We start from the raw sequence: 15,231 nt of genomic DNA on the forward strand, positions 1-15,231 counted from the left end.
TGGCCGACACCGAGTGCGCCGGCCGGCAGAACGGTGGCGTTGTCGTCACGGCCCCGGGGAAAGCCCTTTCCCCGTTCCTTCGGCTAGCGTCGTGACCATGACCAGCCACACCTCCCCCAGCCTCGCCGACGCCCTCGCCGCCGGGACCGTCGTGCTCGACGGCGGCATGTCCAACCAGCTGGAGTCGGCCGGGCACGACCTGAGCGACGAGCTGTGGTCGGCCCGGCTGCTCGCCGAGCGGCCGGAAGCGGTCACCGAGGCCCATCTCGCCTACTACCTCGCGGGCGCGAGCGTGGCGATCACCTCCAGCTACCAGGCCACCTTCGAGGGCTTCGGCAAGCGCGGCGTCGGCCGGGACGAGGCCGCGCGGCTGCTCGGGCTGAGCGTGGAACTGGCCCGGGAGGCGGCCCGGAAGGCCCACGGAGCGGGTGTCCCGCGCCCGCTGTGGGTGGCCGCCTCGGTCGGGCCGTACGGGGCGATGCTCGCGGACGGCTCCGAGTACCGGGGCCGGTACGGGCTGGGCGTGGACGAGCTGGAGCGGTTCCACCGGCCCCGGATGGAGGTGCTGGCCGCCGCCGCGCCGGACGTGCTGGCGCTGGAGACCGTGCCGGACGCCGACGAAGCCGCCGCGTTGCTGCGGGCGGTGCGCGGACTGGGGGTGCCGGCCTGGCTGTCGTACACCGTCGAGGGCCTGCGGACGCGGGCCGGGCAGCCCCTGGAGGAGGCGTTCGGACTTGCTGCCGACGCCGACGAGGTGATCGCGGTCGGCGTCAACTGCTGTGCGCCTCAGGACGTGCGGGGCGCGGTGGAGATCGCGGCGCGCGTCACCGGCAAGCCGGTCGTGGTGTACCCCAACAGCGGGGAGGTCTGGGACGCGCGGGCCCGGGCCTGGCGCGGGCGCACCACCTTCGGCGCCGAGCAGGTCGAGGCGTGGCGGGAGGCGGGCGCACGGCTGATCGGAGGGTGCTGCCGGGTCGGGCCGGAGGCCATCTCGGGAATCGCCGAAGCGCTCACCGCGTAGCGCGGCCCGACCCGGTCTCCGGGGCCGGACGGCGTCCGTGGGGCGGGCACCCGGGCCCGGACGCCGGGGCGCCCCCCCTGGTGCCCGGCCCCGTACGGGAGCCGCAGCCCGGGCAAGCCGGCCGTGCGGGCCGGGGCATGCTCGCCTTGCCCGGCCCCTACGGGAGCCGCAGCACAAGCCGGGGTCCACCGAGCTGACGCGCGTCCGGCGCGCCGCTGCGGTCGTCCTGACCGGTGGGCAGTGGACGCCCCCCGACTGCCGGGAACGCGCCCACCGGCCCGCCTCCTCGCCCGCGGGATGCCGGGCAAGCCGGCCGGGGCGGCGGGAGGCCGCTCGCGTTGCCCGGCCCCTACGGGACGCTCAGAAGATCCTCGTTCCGATCCGCCCCAGGATGGTGAAGGCGTGCGTGCCGTAGACGGCGAAGACCGCGATGGCGGCGAGGACGAGAAGGGCGAGGGGAGCGGCCCAGGTGAGACGTGTCTTCATGCGAGCTGCCTTCCTTTCACGGGTTCGGGTCGGGTCGTGCTTCCGACGGTCAGAACGGTGTCGCAGCGGTCGCGGACCGCGTCGTTGTGGGTGGCGATGACGACGGCGCAGCCGTCCTCGCTCATCGTGCGCAGGATGTCGACGACCAGGGTGGTGTTGTCGTGGTCGAGCGCGCCGGTGGGCTCGTCCGCCAGGACGAGGGCGGGCTGTTTGACGATGAGGCGGGCCAGGGCGACGCGCTGCTGTTCGCCGCCGCTGAGCCGGTGCACCTGCTCCTTCTCCCGGCCCGCCAGCCCGACGCGGTCCAGCGCGTCGGCGACGGTCGGAGCGTTCGTCCTCCTCCGCCGCGGCTTCATGGCGACTTCGAGGTTGGCCGCGACGCTCGCGTTCTCGATCAGGGCGTAGTTCTGGAAGAGGTAGCCGAGGACGTCGCGCCGGTAGTGCCGGGCGGCGCGCGGGCCGAATCCCGTGATGTCCCGGCCCTCGTGGCGGATCGCGCCGGAGCTCGGGGCGTCGAGGAGGCCGAGGCAGTTCAGCAGCGTCGACTTGCCGGAGCCGCTCGGCCCGACCAGCGCCAGCACCTCGCCCCCACGAACGGTGAAACCGAGGCCGGACCAGAGGGTACGCGGGCCGTAGGACTTGCGCAGGTTCTCGATCTCGATCACGAGGCGGCTCCGATGGGACGGTGGGGGGTCACGACTCTGCCGCCCCTTCCTTGACGATCCGACGGTGGAAGAAGGCCAGGGCCGCGAGCACAGCGGCGATCTCGACGGCGACGAGTCCGGCGTTGGCGCCGAGGTCGAGGCCGGTGATGCGGACGGGTTCGGAGGGCGGTTTGAGACCGGTTCTGCGGTACTCCTCCAGGTCCTGGTTCTGCCACCACACCTGGAAGGGCACCCAGACGGCGAGGAGGACGGCCAGCAGCCCCTCGACGCCCAGGAGCGCACGGTGGGTGGCCGTGAACCGCCAGCCGCTGATGTACCGGGCGAAGATGGTCTGCGCGTTCTTCCGGGAGTGGACGATGCAGACCCCGACCCCGGTGATGAGCAGCACCACGACCGCCACACCGAGGTTGAACAACTGGAGCCGGAAGTCGGCGACGAGGTCGCGGAGCTTGAGGGCCGCGTTCTGTCCGACCGGGCTCATCCCGGTGACGTAGGTCTCCAGGTGGTGCCTGGTGATCCCGTCCGTCACGTCGTCCGGGTCCTTGAAGACGAGGCTCTGCTGGGAGGCGTAGGCCACGTAGCCCCGGTTGCTCAGGGAGGGCGAGCCGTCGGGGTAGACGATCACCACCGGGTCGGTGACGAAGGACTCGTCCGCGTCGGGGTTGGTCATGGCCTGGAGCCGGCCCCTGGGGTTGTAGGTGAACAGGCGCTGGTGGTCCCGTGCCTGAAGGGCCGTCACCCGGTCGGCGCCGATCGTCTCGGGGCGGCTCGGGTTCAGCAGTTCGGGGACCGCGGCGGCGAGTCGGCCGGTGTACCGGTCCAGGTCCGCGGGGACCAGCAGTCTCACCCCGGTCCCCTCGGCCGTGGTCGCGGGGATGCGCCGTCCCGCGGCGTCGAGCACCGGTTGTGCCGCGAGGTAGGACTCGTTGACGATCAGCAGATCGCGGTCCGGGAGGCCGGCCAGGTCGCCCAGATGCCGGAGTCTGCGGTGTCCGGCGACGATGACCTGCCCGTCCCTGTCGGCCTCGCGGAGCCAGCCGCCCACCTTCCGGTCCAGGACTTCGAAGGCGCCCTCGCTCGCCGTGCTGCCGTTCAGGGCGATCGCGGTGGTGTCGCCGATCTTCCGGTACGTCTCGATGCCGGCTTCCCGGCTCGCGATGTTCTGTCCGGCCATGACGACGTCACCGGCGATGCTCACGGCGAGCAGGAGCGCGGGGATGCGTACCAGGTAGGTGCTCATCGCGGCGGTGCGGGCGGGGAGTTCGCCCTTCAGCGCTCGCAACAGGCCCGTCTGGGAGGTCAGCTGGAGCGTGGTCGCGTGGACGGCGAGGGAGACGAGTCCGAGGACGGCGGCGATGCCCAGGGCGACGAGGGCGAAGACGCCGAACCAGGCCAGTCCGTTGTAGAGGCCGAGCAGCACCAGGACCAGGGCGGTCACCCCGCCGAAGGCCGCCGCCCAGAAGGTGGCCAGTTGCCGCAGGTCCCGCAGCAGTATCCGGCCGGACGACCTGCCCTGGAGGCGCTGTACTCCGTACCCCTTGGCGCTGAGCATGACGCCGGCGCCCGTCATCGTCACGACGGCGAGGGTGACGACGAAGAAGGAGCGGAGCAGGGCGCTGTCGGAGTAGGCCGGGGTCAACTGGTCCAGCGAGTAGGGGTGGTAGGGCGCCGCCTCGAACCCGAGGCCGGTGAACGTCCGGACGAGTTCGTCGACGTCCCGGTCCGAGCCGAACACGTAGTAGTAGCCGCGCGGGTCGCGGTTGCCCAGCTCGGCGACGGGGTGCACATCGGTGCGGTAGTCGCGGTCGAAGGCGGGGTAACCGTCGCGCAGCCAGTCGGAGTGGGGGCCTCCGGGGGCCAGGTAGAGGTGCCGTCGGCTGTACGGCTCCTTGAGGTCGGGGGTCTCACGCGCGACCGTCGCCCTGTGGGACTCGGCGAACTCGGCCAGCACCCGGGTGACCTGCGCCCCGGTGGCCTCCCCCTTGGTGTCCGTCACCCAGACGACGGCCGTGTGCCCCATGACCCAGCGTCCGTCGAGGTCTCGGAGGAACAGGAAGGAGAGCACAGCGGAGAACGCCAGTACGGCGGCGTGAACGAACTTGATACTTCGGTGCAGCATCGACGACCCAGATCGGGGAGCGCGGCTCCGGGAGGGCAGAACAGGCGGGGAGTGGACCGCCCGCGGGGAGACATGGCATTCTCTCCGCGGGCGGAGCCGCTCACCTCACCACGAGGGGCAGGGGCTCAACGGCCCCGACGGGTCAGCAGCTGGTCTTGTAGTACGTCTTGTTGCCGTACAGCGCAGCGTCGGCCTGGGTGATGCTCCAGTTGCCCGCGCTCGCCTCGTCGGTGTCGATGTACTCGCCGACGGAGGTCGAGCCGTGGCAGCGGCTGGACAGGTAGTAGTCCGACCACACGTACGAGGTGCCGGCTCCGTGGTCCCAGGTGCCACCCTCCGCCGGGTAGGAGATGGTGGCCAGCGCCGGCGTGGCACCGGCGATGACGAGGGCACCGGCGGCTATCGCGACCTTCAGGCTGCGCTTGCTCTTCACAGGGCTCTTCCTTCTCTCCGAGACATGATCTCGCCTTTGGCTTGATCTCGGCCTTGTATGGCCTGATCTCAATGTTGATCTTGATCGGCGAGGACTCTCCCAGGGACGTAAAGGCCTGTCAAGTTTCCGGTAATACAACGGACTTGCGGCTCAAAACGTGCTTGCACCCTTCACAAGGACCACACATCTGACGGACCATCACACAGGATGGGGGCCTTCGTCAGCGGTGGCGGACCGCCACCGAGCGCCGCAGACGCCGTACCGCCGCCGCCAGCTCGGCCCCCGGCGCCCGCACGCCGGACGCGGGGCCGGGCTCCGGGACGGCGCGGGCGGTCGGCCAGAGGTCGATCTCCGCATCCCGCGGACCGTGCGCGGTGTACGGTTCCCCCTCGCCGAAGACCCGCACCGGATGGGTCGCGTCCCAGGCCGCCCAGCCGGGGTCCCCGCTCGTCGCGAACCGCACCCAGGCGGAGTGCATCGCGTCGGCCAGCTCCTGCGGGGCGCCCTCACCGGCGAGCTTCCGCGACTCGGGCACGTCCCCGCTGTCGAAGACGAACCCCAGCTCCAGGGCGTGGCAGGAACCGAGCCCGGGCAGCAGGGAGGGCCACGCGAACTCGTAGAGGTGACTGGCGCCCGGGCGGGCGTCGGCGAGCCGGTACAGCGGCACCCGCAGCAGGTGGTCGGTGACCATCTGGCCGACGATCTCGGCGGTCCCGGCGTCCGGGTGCAGCGCCCGGTAGCCGCGCGGCACGTCGTGCCCGGCGTGGCAGCGGGCCATCGCACCGGCCAGGGCGACCGCGCCGAGCCGGTCGACGTGGTCCAGCAGTCCGCCGGGGACCAGCCACAGCCGGTACTCGTCCCGGGTCCAGCCCATGAGCAGCTCGACGTCCCCGGCGGCGGAGCCCTCGGTCAGCGCCTTCATCGGGTCGCGGGGAACGAGGTCGCCGTCCACGACCATGCCGAAAGCGGGCCCGCCCAGCACCGGGCTGCTGAGCCGGCCGACCTCGGCCTGTGTGCGCAGCAACAGCGCGCGGTCGACCGCGGCGAACGCCTCGGCGGTGGCGGGGATCTTCAGCCGGCCGGCCATCCGGCGCACCATCCGCCGCACCTTGTCGCGCTCGACGACCTCGGGCGCGCCGCTCTGCAGCACCGCCCGCCGGACCAGGCCCCGCGCCTGCGGCGCGGCGAGCAGGACGCCGGCGCTGATGGCACCGGCCGACTGCCCGCACAGGGTGATCCGGCCCGGATCGCCGCCGAAGGCCTCGATCGACTCGTGCACCCAGCGCAGCGCGGCGAGCTGGTCGCGCAGGCCGGGGTTCGGGGGCGCGTCGGGGAACAGGCCGTAGCCCTCCACCCCCAGTCGGTAGTTGACCGAGACGCAGACGACCCCGTCGCGCGCGAAGGTGCTGCCGTCGTACACCGGCACCGCCGAGGAACCCCTGGTCAGCGCGCCGCCGTGCAGCCAGAGCAGGACCGGGAGCCGGGCACCGGGCCCCGGCTCGGGGGTCCAGACGTTCAGGTTCAGGCAGTCGTCGCCGGGGATCACGGGGTCCGACAGGTACTGGGCGAACGCCTCCGAGTACGCCGGCTTCGGCGCGGTCGGCCCGAACGCGCCCGCGTCCCGCACCCCGTCCCAGGGCTCGGGCGGCCGGGGCGGGCGGAACCGCAGGGCGCCGAAGGGCGGGGCGGCGTACGGGATGCCCCGGAAGACCGCGATCCCCCGCTCGTACCGGCCGCGTACGGCTCCGTGGGGCGTTCTGACCACGGGGTCCGTCTGGTCTGCTGTCATCGCCCACCAGCCCTTCGCCACGCGCGCGTGCCTCGTCCCACCAAGAGCGCCACGGCGGCGGGACGTATTCCGGTGCACGGATCCGCAGCGTGGGCCGTCCGGCGCACGGCGGGGCAAGACGGGGACACGGGGGGGACGGAGCCGCCGACAGGGCTGGTCTGGCGCGCGAGCGCGGTCCCGCCGACAGGGCTGGTGTGGCGCGCGAGCGCGGTCCCGCCCGGAATGGGCCCCGCCGCGTGCCGCCCGTGACCCCCGTGGACCGTCCGGCTGCTCGCCGGGCCGAGCGGCCGGACGCGTGATGCCGGGGGCGGGCCCGGGCGCGGGAGGTCACCGGGCCCGGAGGGAACCGTTCGCCGGGCATGAAGCACTCCACGCGCGACGCCGTGGCCCTGGCCCTCTCCGTGGCCGCGGCCCGAAGGAGGACGTCGCGTTCGGCGAGAAGGGCCGACCCGGCCCGGGGGGAGGACTGAGCACGTGCCCGGCCGGCACGGCGAGGGCCGGGCACCTCCCGCAGGGGGTGCCCGGCCGTCGCGCGCCGGGCACTGCGCGGTCAGTCGCGCTCGCCCCGGTCAGCCCCGACGAGGGCCTCGACCACGTCCACGGCGCTGCCGTCGTGGTCGCTGCCGGCGGTACCGCTGCCGGTCTGGACGTTGGCCGCGCGGTCGACCTCCAGCCAGGAGTCGGCGTGGGAGTTGTCGATCACGGTGATCAGGCCTCCGGACGCGACCGCGGGCACGGCACCGGCCCCGAGGAGCGCGGCGGCCACCGCCGTGGCCATGCCGAGCCGCGGTGCGGCACCGCTCACACGCCCACGCCCTCGGGGGCGAGCCGCTCACGGGCGATGTTGCGCTCCAGCAGGCTGGTGGAGGCCTGCACGCCGACGCCGCTCGCGGGATCCACCTCCGGCAGCCGGCCGTCGGCCGCCTTCAGGCCGGCGAGCGCGGAGTCCATCGCCTCGTGCGCGGCGAACAGACACGGGGTGCTGTAGATGGCGACGTCCACGCCGAGCTCGGACAGCTCGCCGAGGGACAGCCGGGGCGACTTGCCGCCCGCGATCTGGTTGAACAGCAGCGGCTTGCCCCCGACGACCTCACGGATCCGCTTGATCCACTCGACGCTGCGCACCCCGTCGACCAGCACCACGTCGGCGTCGGTGGCCGCCAGCCGTTCGGCGCGGTGCAGGATGTCGTGCTCGTCGGTGGCGTCCGTGCGGGCGACGACGACCAGGTCCTTGCGGGTCTCCAGGACCTTGTGCAGTTTCTCCAGGTACTCCTCCAGGGGCAGGACCTGCTTGCCGTCGGCGTGGCCGCAGCGGCGGGGCCGCTTCTGGTCCTCCAGGATCACCCCGGAGGCACCGATGCGCTCCAGCCCCTCGACGACGTGACAGGCGACCTCGGGGTCGACGTACCCGTCGTCGATGTCGACCAGCAGGTGGTGGTGGGGGAAGGCGCCACGCAGCCGCTGGACGAAGGCCACCATGTCGGGCCAGGCGATGAAACCGATGTCCGGCAGTCCGTAGTACGAGGCCGCGAAGCCGAAGCCCGATACGAACATCCCGTCGTAGTGCTTGGCCGCGATCGACGCCGAATACATGTCGTACACGCCGATCAGCGGAGTGGTTCCGGGACCGGCGATGCGCTCGCGCAGCTTGTTTCCGTAGGTCAAGGTCGGCTCCTCCGGTGGGTGGGTGACGCGGGGCGGAAGGGGGACCGCCGCGTCTCGACGCCCTTTGCCAAGACAAGAGCATCTCTAGATAGTCACGTGACCTTCCCTCTACGCCAGCTTTACTCACTCCAACGGCGCAACGGGTTCACCGCAGAAACGTCACTGGGCGGCCGTTGCCGCCCAGGTGAGACCGCCGTTCAGGTGGGCCAGGAAGAGCGGGTCACGGTAGGCGCAGGCGGCGTGGCCGAGGGCCGTGTAGAACACGCGTCCGCCTCCCGGGCCCCGCTCGCGGCACCAGGCCAGCGGGTGGTCCGCGCCCATCCCGCCGCCGTCGTACGACGTCTCGTCGGCGCGCAGCAGCACGCGTGCCGCGCCGCCCGGGACGCGGTCGAAGTCGTACCACTCGTCGGTGAACTCCCAGACGGTGGGCAGCCGCCGGGTCGCGGGGTGGGCGGGGTCGGCGACGAGGACCCGGCCCGGCTGGTGGGCGGGGTGCCGGGTGAAGCGGGCGCCGAGGAGTTCGCCGTAGTACGGCCAGCCGTACTCGGTGCAGGCCGCCGCGTGCACCCCGGCGAAGCCGCCGCCTGACCGGACGTACCGCTCCAGCCGCTCGCGCCCGGCCGGGGTCAGCACGTCACCGCTGGTGGAGAGGAAGACCACGGCCGCGAACGACTCCAGCGGCCGTTCGAGGTCCGCGGGGTCCTCGGTGTGCTCGCAGGCGAACCCGCCCAGCGCCCGGACGGCGGCGACCGCGTCCGGGAGGGAGTCGTGGCGGTAGTCGGTGGTCCGGGTGTAGAGGAGGAGACGAGGAGGCATGGCACGGGACTCTAGGCGCGGGCACGCCGGGTCGGCAGGGCGGTCCGGCGCCGCCGGGTGAGACGTGCCGCTCGGCCGGTCCGCACCGCCCGGCCCTTCGCCGGTGCCGCGCAGGGGGAGCCCTCCCAACGCTGCGGTGTCGCGCGGGGCGTTCCCGGGGCGTTCCCGTAACCCGCCGCGCGGTGAACGCGATTCCGCCGCTCCTGGACCGCGCTGCACCCGGCCTGGGCGCGACGGTCACCGAGTTCACGCGGCGGACCGGGGCCACTCCCGCGCCCGGCGGCTGCGCCACACCCGCTCTTCACCCGCCAGTGGTCACCGGACCGCGGTAGCGACCTACGCGGGGGCCTGGAGCCACCCGCAGCAGCCCGCCGGTGTCCGATTCCTTCAAGACGGGCTGACCGGCCGCCGCCTACGGTGACCGCATGACCGTACGATTCGCCGTGATCGGCCTGGTCGCCTCCGACCTGGCCGCCTCCCTCGCCTTCTACCGCCGCCTCGGGCTGGTCTTCCCCGACGGAGCCGAGGACCAGCCCCATGTCGAGGCCGAACTGCCCGGCGGGCTGGTGCTCGCCCTGGACACCGAGGAGACCATCCGTTCCTTCCACCCGGGCTGGCGGCCGCCCGCCGGCGGAGGGCGGGTCGCGCTCGCCTTCCGCTGCGACTCCCCCGCCGAGGTCGACGCCCGCTACGAGGACCTGGTGGCCGCCGGGCATCACGGGGAACTCAAGCCGTGGGACGCCTTCTGGGGGCAGCGGTACGCCACCGTGCACGACCCCGACGGCAACGCGGTCGACCTGTTCGCCCCGCTACCCGCGCCCGGCGAGTAGGTCCCCGAGCGGCATCCCCGCCAGCCGCCGCACCTCCCGGGCCAGATGGGGCTGGTCCGCATAGCCCGCCCGGACCGCCGTCTCCGCGTACGGCGTCCCGGAGCGGGCGAGGGCCAGCGCCCGCTGGAGGCGCAGGACGCGGGCCAGGGTCTTCGGGCCGTACCCGAAGGCGGTCAGGCAGAGGCGGTGCAACCGGCGCTCGCCGAGGCCCAGTCCTGCGGACGTCGCGGCCACCGTGCGGCCCGTGTCCAGGCACTCCACCACCCGGCGCAGCAGTGGGTCCGGGGCGCCGGCCTCCGCCGCCCGGTGGAGGGCGATGTCCTCCAGTGCGCTCGCCGGGTCGGGAGCCGCCGCGATCCTGTCGCACAGCCGGCGGACGCTCGCGGCGGGCCAGAGGTCGGCCAGCTCCACACGCAGGTCGCGCAGTTCGTGCGCCGGAACGCCGAGCAGCGCGGGCGCGGTGCCCGGGAAGAAGCGGATGCCCGCCCAGGAACGCGCCGGGCCCTCGGGGAGGTAGGGACGGGTGTCGGGACCGGCTACCAGCAGCCGCCCCTCGCTCCACAGCAGATCCATGCACCCGTCGGGCAACACGGGCCGGACACCGCCGCTGACCGGAGAGTTCGTCCACACGACCGCACCGGCCAGCCTGGACACCCGCTCCACGTACACGGCGGCCAGCGTACGCCGCGGCGATGGCCGTGCGGGGCCTGCGCGCAGGGCAGGACCCCACTTCCGGCCGGCACCGCCCCGCCGGCCCCGGCACACCGCGGGGTCCGCACCCGGAGGTGGAAAGGGCGGTCACGGGGTCGCCGGACGGCCGGACGGTCACCGCAGCGGATGCGCCGTGTCCCCGTTCCCGTCCTCGCCCCCGGCGCGCCCGTTCCCCTTGTGCGCGTGGTGCGGGTTCTTCGCGTGGGTGCGCAGGCGGGCCGTCACGTCCTCCGGGGGCAGGAAGCGGGACCAGCGTTCGGGGAACTCCGCGGGCATGTCGGGATCGTCGGGGTCGGTCTCCCGGGCCGCCGCGGCGAGGGCGACGTACTCGGCGACCTGCGCGTGCCGCACCCGCTCGTTGGCCTCGCGCGCGGCGGCCGTGGCCGCGGCCGGCCAGACCCGGTCGATGGCCGCGTTGACGGCCGCGCCGACGAGCACGGCGAACGCGGACACACCGATCCACAGCAGGACGGCGACGGCGGCGGCGAGGGAGCCGTAGATGGTGGCGCCCTCGATGGTGCTGGTGAGGTAGATGCGCAGCAGGAAGCTGCCGAGCACCCACATGGCCAGGGCGACCAGCGCGCCGGGCACGTCCTCGATCCACGGGGAGCGGACCGGCACGGACACGTGGTACAGCGTCGTCAGGAAGACGATGGACAGGACGATCACGACCGGCCAGTACAGGACCTGGACGACCGTCTCCGACCAGGGCAGGATCCGCACCACCGCATCCGGCCCGGCCACCATCAGCGGCAGCGCCACCGAGCCGATCAGCAGCGCCACGATGAAGAGCAGGAACGCCATGATCCGGGTCTTGACGATGCCCCGGACACCGTCGAGGCCGTACATGACGGTGATGGTGTCGATGAAGACGTTCACCGCGCGGGAACCCGACCACAGGGCGAACAGGAAGCCGATGGAGATGACGTCGGGCCGGCCGCCCTTCATCACGTCGTGCAGGATCGGCTCGGCGATGTCCTTGACGCCCTTGTCGGACAGCACCGTGCGGGAGGCCTCCAGGAGGTTGGTCTCCAGGCTGTGGATGGTGTCGGCGCCGGTCCAGTCGTCGACGTAGCCGAGGAGTCCGATCAGGCTCAGCAGCAGTGGCGGCACGGACAGCAGCGTGAAGAACGCCGCCTCGGCCGCCAGGCCCAGGATGCGGTACTCCATGCAGGAGTTGACGGTGTCCTTGAGCAACAGCCAGGCGGTCCTGCGCTTGGAGACGTTCCGGTAGAGGGCTCTGGCGCGGTGGAGCCGACCGGCCGGCCGCTCGAGGGGTTCACTTGCTGGCTGCACGTCCTAACGGTAGCCGCCGCACCGGCCGATCCTCACCTTCCGGGGGCGATCACCGGGGGACGCATCGGTGGACGCGTCGATTTCCGGCGCTGTGCCACTCTGGGAGCCATCACCGCCGCCGTCCCGGGTAGGTTCGCAACCATGGCAGGCACCTCCACCCACACCGTGACGAACCAGCCGCCGCCGCTGGCCGGCTACGACGTCTTCACCGCCGACCGGGCCCTCGTCGAGGCCGTCGACCGGTACACCGGGGCCGATGTCCTGGAGGAGGTGCGCGCCGAGCTGTCCGCGCTCGGCCGGGCCGCCGGTTCGGCGCAGCTGCACGAGTGGGCGGCGCAGGCCGACGAGCATCCGCCCCGGCTGCGCAGCCACGACCGGTACGGCCACCGGATCGACGAGGTCGACTTCCACCCGGCCTGGCACCGGCTGCTCGGCAAGGGCGTCTCGGCCGGGCTGACCGGCGCCTGGGCGCGTCCGTCGGGGCACGTGCGCCGGGCGGCGGGGTTCCTGGTCTGGACGCAGGTCGAGGCCGGCACCTGCTGCCCGCTGTCGATGACGCACGCGGCCGTGCCCGCCCTGCGCGCCGACGCCGAGCTGGCCGCCGAGTGGGAGCCGCGGCTGGTGTCCACGATCTACGAACGGGAGCTGCGGCCCGCCGGACAGAAGCCCGGTGCCCTGTTCGGCATGGGCATGACCGAGAAGCAGGGCGGCAGCGACGTCCGCGCGAACACCACCGCGGCGCGGCCCCTCGCGGAGGACGGCGCGTACCTGCTGACCGGGCACAAGTGGTTCTGCTCGGCGCCGATGTCGGACGCGTTCCTGGTGCTCGCGCAGGCCCCCGGGGGGCTCACCTGCTTCCTGGTCCCGCGGGTCCTGCCCGACGGCACCCGCAACGTCTTCCGGATCCAGCGGCTGAAGGACAAGCTGGGCAACCGCTCGAACGCCTCCGCGGAGGTCGAGTTCGACGGCACCTGGGCCCGCCGGGTCGGCGAGGAGGGGCGCGGGGTGCGCACGATCATCGGGATGGTCGCCGCGACCCGGCTGGACTGCGCGCTCGGCTCGGCGGGACTGATGCGGCAGGCGGTGGCGCAGGCCGTGCACCACTGCGCGCACCGGGAGGCGTTCGGCGGGAAGCTGGTCGACAAGCCGCTGATGCGCAACGTCCTCGCCGACCTGGCGCTGGAGTCGGAGGCGGCGACCGCGCTCGCGCTGCGGCTGGCAGCGGCCTGGGACGACGGCGGCGAGCAGGAGCGGGCCTTCCTGCGGCTCGCGGTGCCGGCGGCGAAGTACTGGATCACCAAGCGCTGCGCCCCGGTGGCCGTGGAGGCCGCCGAGTGCCTGGGCGGCAACGGGTACGTGGAGGAGTCCGGCCTGCCCCGGCTGGTGCGGGAGTCGCCGCTGAACTCCATCTGGGAGGGCGCGGGGAACGTGCAGGCGCTGGACGTGCTGCGGGCGCTGCGGCGGGAGCCGGGCGCGCTGGACGCCTGCCTCACCGAGATCGGCCGGGCGCACGGCGCGGACCACCGGCTGGACCGGGCGGTGAAGGACCTGTTCACCGAACTCGCCGACCTGGACGGTGTCGAGGGACGTGCCCGGCGTCTGGCGGAGCGGCTCGCGCTGGTCCTCCAGGGCTCCCTGCTGGTGCGGTACGCCCCGCCGGAGGTGGCCGACGCCTTCTGCGCCTCCCGCCTGGGCGGCGACCACGGCGCGTCCTTCGGCACGCTGCCGGCGGGCCTGGACCTGGAGTCGGTGGTGGATCGAGCGCGGCCCGCCTGACCTGGCGTACCCGGCCGGGGGCCCCGGAGGGAGGGGGTGGTGCTGCGCCGACACGGCACCACCCCCCACCACCTGGGTCAAGTCTCGGCCAGGCACCGGCGGTTCACCAGGGTTGCAGAGGGTTGCAACTTATGGGGGCACATGCGCGGAGTCTGTGCCTCCGCCATGTCCGGAACGGCAGTATGAGAGGCACAGCCGGACCGGAAACCGCCGCCCGGACGGCTGCGCACGTGTCTTTCGACGCCCCTTTCCGGGAGGACCGCAGTGGTGAACCCGCCGATGAACGTGGCGCGTCTGGCCGCCGTGGACGCGGCGCAGGCGGCGCGGGTGCTGAGCGAGGTGCGCGAGGCCACGCTGGCCGGCCAGCGTACGCGGCTGGCGCCCCGTCCGGTGATCGAGCAGTCGTGGGGACGGATGCTGCGCAGCGGTGTCGACCCCGAACGCGACTTCAGGTCCGGGCTGTTGCCCTCGGACGAGGTGCGGCGCCGGCGGGAGGAGTCGCCGCTGCGGCATGTCCTGCCGGTGCTGCGGGAGGGGCTGCTCTCGGTCGCGGACGTCGCCCGGCACATCATGGTCGTCGCGGACGCCGACGGGCGCGTGCTGTGGCGGGAGGGAGCGCCGTCGGTCCTGCGGAAGGCCGACGGGCTCGGCTTCGAACTCGGCGCGGACTGGCGGGAAGACGTCGTCGGCACCAACGGGGTGGGCACCCCGGCGGTGGTACGGCGGCCGGTCCAGGTGTTCGCCGGCGAGCACTTCGTACGGTCGCACGTGTCGTGGACCTGCTCGGGCGCGCCGATCACCGATCCGCGGGACGGGCGGCTGCTCGGCGTGGTGGACGTCAGCGGCCCGCTGGAGACCATGCATCCGGCGACCCTCGCCTGGGTGGACTCGGTCGCCAAGCTGGCCGAGGCACGGCTGCGGGAGCTTCATCTGGCCTCGCTGGAGCGGCTGCGGGCGGTGGCGGCGCCGGTGCTGGCCCGGCTGAACGGGCGGGCGCTGGTGGTGGACCGCGACGGCTGGGCGGCGGCCGTGACCGGAATGCCGTACGTGCGGCGGGTGACGCTGCCCAGGACGCTGGCGCCGGGCCGCCGTTGGCTGCCCTCGCTCGGTTCCTGCGCGGTGGAGCCGCTGGCCGGGGGCTGGCTGCTGCGGGCGGAGGAGGAACCGCGCGCCGGTGCCGGCCGGATCGTACTGGACCTCGGCCGGCCGGGCCGGTGCACGATGACGGTCACGGCCTCGGCGGGTTCCTGGTCGCGGGAACTGAGCCCGCGCCACGCCGAGTTGCTGTTCCTGCTCGCCGAGCACCGTGCCGGGCGCGGGGCGGCGGCACTGGCCGGGGACCTGTTCGGCGATCCCTCCCGGACGGTGACCGTACGGGCCGAGATGTCCAGGATCCGCAGGTATCTTGGGGACCTCCTTCAGCACCGGCCGTATCGTTTCCGTGACGATGCGGAAGTGGACGTGATCCTTCCTGAGGATGCGTCCCACCTGCTCCCCCAGTCGACGGCACCAGCGGTGACCCGTAAGCGGAATGCCGCGCACGACGTCCGCACCGAGCAGCCCGAACAAGGGTGACCGTCCGGCCCGCGCGTGCGTCTTCCGCCCATCTGCGCGGTCTTGGCCC

Annotated in this window: 14 protein-coding genes; 4 read left to right on the top strand and 10 right to left on the bottom strand. The window is 73.4% G+C overall.

Annotation, left to right across the window (positions count from 1 at the left end; all coding sequences use genetic code 11):
- The first annotated feature begins 97 nt into the window (after nt 1-97).
- On the top strand, nt 98-1,021 hold the full coding sequence (gene mmuM / locus AB0946_RS19420) for a homocysteine S-methyltransferase (protein WP_366761821.1): 924 nt from the start codon (nt 98-100) through the stop codon (nt 1,019-1,021).
- 360 nt (nt 1,022-1,381) lie between these two features.
- On the opposite strand, the gene AB0946_RS19425 is transcribed toward mmuM, so the two are convergent.
- The 8 genes from AB0946_RS19425 to AB0946_RS19460 all read right to left on the bottom strand — a co-directional run bounded on the left by AB0946_RS19425 (nt 1,382) and on the right by AB0946_RS19460 (nt 8,994).
- Nucleotides 1,382-1,507 (bottom strand): hypothetical protein, encoded by a 126-nt coding sequence (locus tag AB0946_RS19425; protein ID WP_366761822.1) that lies wholly within the window; start codon nt 1,505-1,507, stop codon nt 1,382-1,384.
- Nucleotides 1,504-2,172, bottom strand: a complete 669-nt coding sequence (locus AB0946_RS19430; RefSeq protein WP_366761823.1) for an ATP-binding cassette domain-containing protein — start codon at nt 2,170-2,172, stop codon at nt 1,504-1,506. The genes AB0946_RS19425 and AB0946_RS19430 overlap by 4 nt, the downstream gene beginning before the upstream one ends.
- Before the next feature lie 28 nt (nt 2,173-2,200).
- Entirely contained in the window at nt 2,201-4,291 is a 2,091-nt protein-coding gene (locus AB0946_RS19435; RefSeq protein ID WP_366761824.1) for a hypothetical protein, read from the bottom strand.
- Nucleotides 4,292-4,433: 142 nt separating this feature from the next.
- Entirely contained in the window at nt 4,434-4,724 is a 291-nt protein-coding gene (locus AB0946_RS19440) for a lactococcin 972 family bacteriocin (protein WP_366761825.1), read from the bottom strand.
- A 220-nt stretch (nt 4,725-4,944) separates the two neighbouring features.
- Nucleotides 4,945-6,513: a carboxylesterase family protein gene (locus AB0946_RS19445; RefSeq protein WP_366761826.1), complete on the bottom strand. Its 1,569-nt coding sequence runs from the start codon at nt 6,511-6,513 to the stop codon at nt 4,945-4,947.
- Between the two features lie 550 nt (nt 6,514-7,063).
- Complete coding sequence (locus AB0946_RS19450) at nt 7,064-7,318, bottom strand: hypothetical protein (RefSeq protein WP_366761827.1); 255 nt, start codon at nt 7,316-7,318, stop codon at nt 7,064-7,066.
- Complete coding sequence (locus tag AB0946_RS19455; RefSeq protein ID WP_366761828.1) at nt 7,315-8,178, bottom strand: isocitrate lyase/PEP mutase family protein; 864 nt, start codon at nt 8,176-8,178, stop codon at nt 7,315-7,317. Before AB0946_RS19455 ends, AB0946_RS19450 begins: the two co-directional genes overlap by 4 nt.
- Before the next feature lie 159 nt (nt 8,179-8,337).
- The gene (locus AB0946_RS19460; protein WP_366761829.1) at nt 8,338-8,994 is read right to left on the bottom strand and encodes a ThuA domain-containing protein; all 657 of its coding nucleotides are present in this window, start codon (nt 8,992-8,994) and stop codon (nt 8,338-8,340) included.
- 425 nt (nt 8,995-9,419) lie between these two features.
- On the opposite strand from AB0946_RS19460, the gene AB0946_RS19465 reads away from it, so the two are divergent.
- The gene (locus AB0946_RS19465) at nt 9,420-9,824 is read left to right on the top strand and encodes a VOC family protein (RefSeq protein WP_366761830.1); all 405 of its coding nucleotides are present in this window, start codon (nt 9,420-9,422) and stop codon (nt 9,822-9,824) included.
- Here the strand turns inward: AB0946_RS19465 and AB0946_RS19470 are convergent.
- Together AB0946_RS19470 and AB0946_RS19475 are read right to left on the bottom strand one after the other, a co-directional pair.
- Nucleotides 9,804-10,493, bottom strand: coding sequence for a helix-turn-helix domain-containing protein (locus AB0946_RS19470; RefSeq protein ID WP_366761831.1), 690 nt, complete (start codon nt 10,491-10,493; stop codon nt 9,804-9,806). The two genes, AB0946_RS19465 and AB0946_RS19470, sit on opposite strands and share 21 nt — an antisense overlap.
- A gap of 156 nt (nt 10,494-10,649) precedes the next feature.
- Nucleotides 10,650-11,831: a YihY/virulence factor BrkB family protein gene (locus tag AB0946_RS19475; RefSeq protein ID WP_366761832.1), complete on the bottom strand. Its 1,182-nt coding sequence runs from the start codon at nt 11,829-11,831 to the stop codon at nt 10,650-10,652.
- A gap of 141 nt (nt 11,832-11,972) precedes the next feature.
- Between AB0946_RS19475 and AB0946_RS19480 the strand changes: the two genes are divergently transcribed.
- Complete coding sequence (locus tag AB0946_RS19480; protein WP_366761833.1) at nt 11,973-13,607, top strand: acyl-CoA dehydrogenase family protein; 1,635 nt, start codon at nt 11,973-11,975, stop codon at nt 13,605-13,607.
- A gap of 279 nt (nt 13,608-13,886) precedes the next feature.
- A complete protein-coding gene (locus tag AB0946_RS19485; RefSeq protein ID WP_366761834.1) occupies nt 13,887-15,182 on the top strand; it encodes a GAF domain-containing protein in 1,296 nt (431 codons plus the stop codon).
- Nucleotides 15,183-15,231: the final 49 nt, after the last annotated feature.

It is taken from the genome of Streptomyces sp. NPDC046870 (assembly GCF_040704595.1).
Classification (GTDB): Bacteria; Actinomycetota; Actinomycetes; order Streptomycetales; family Streptomycetaceae; genus Streptomyces; species Streptomyces argyrophylli.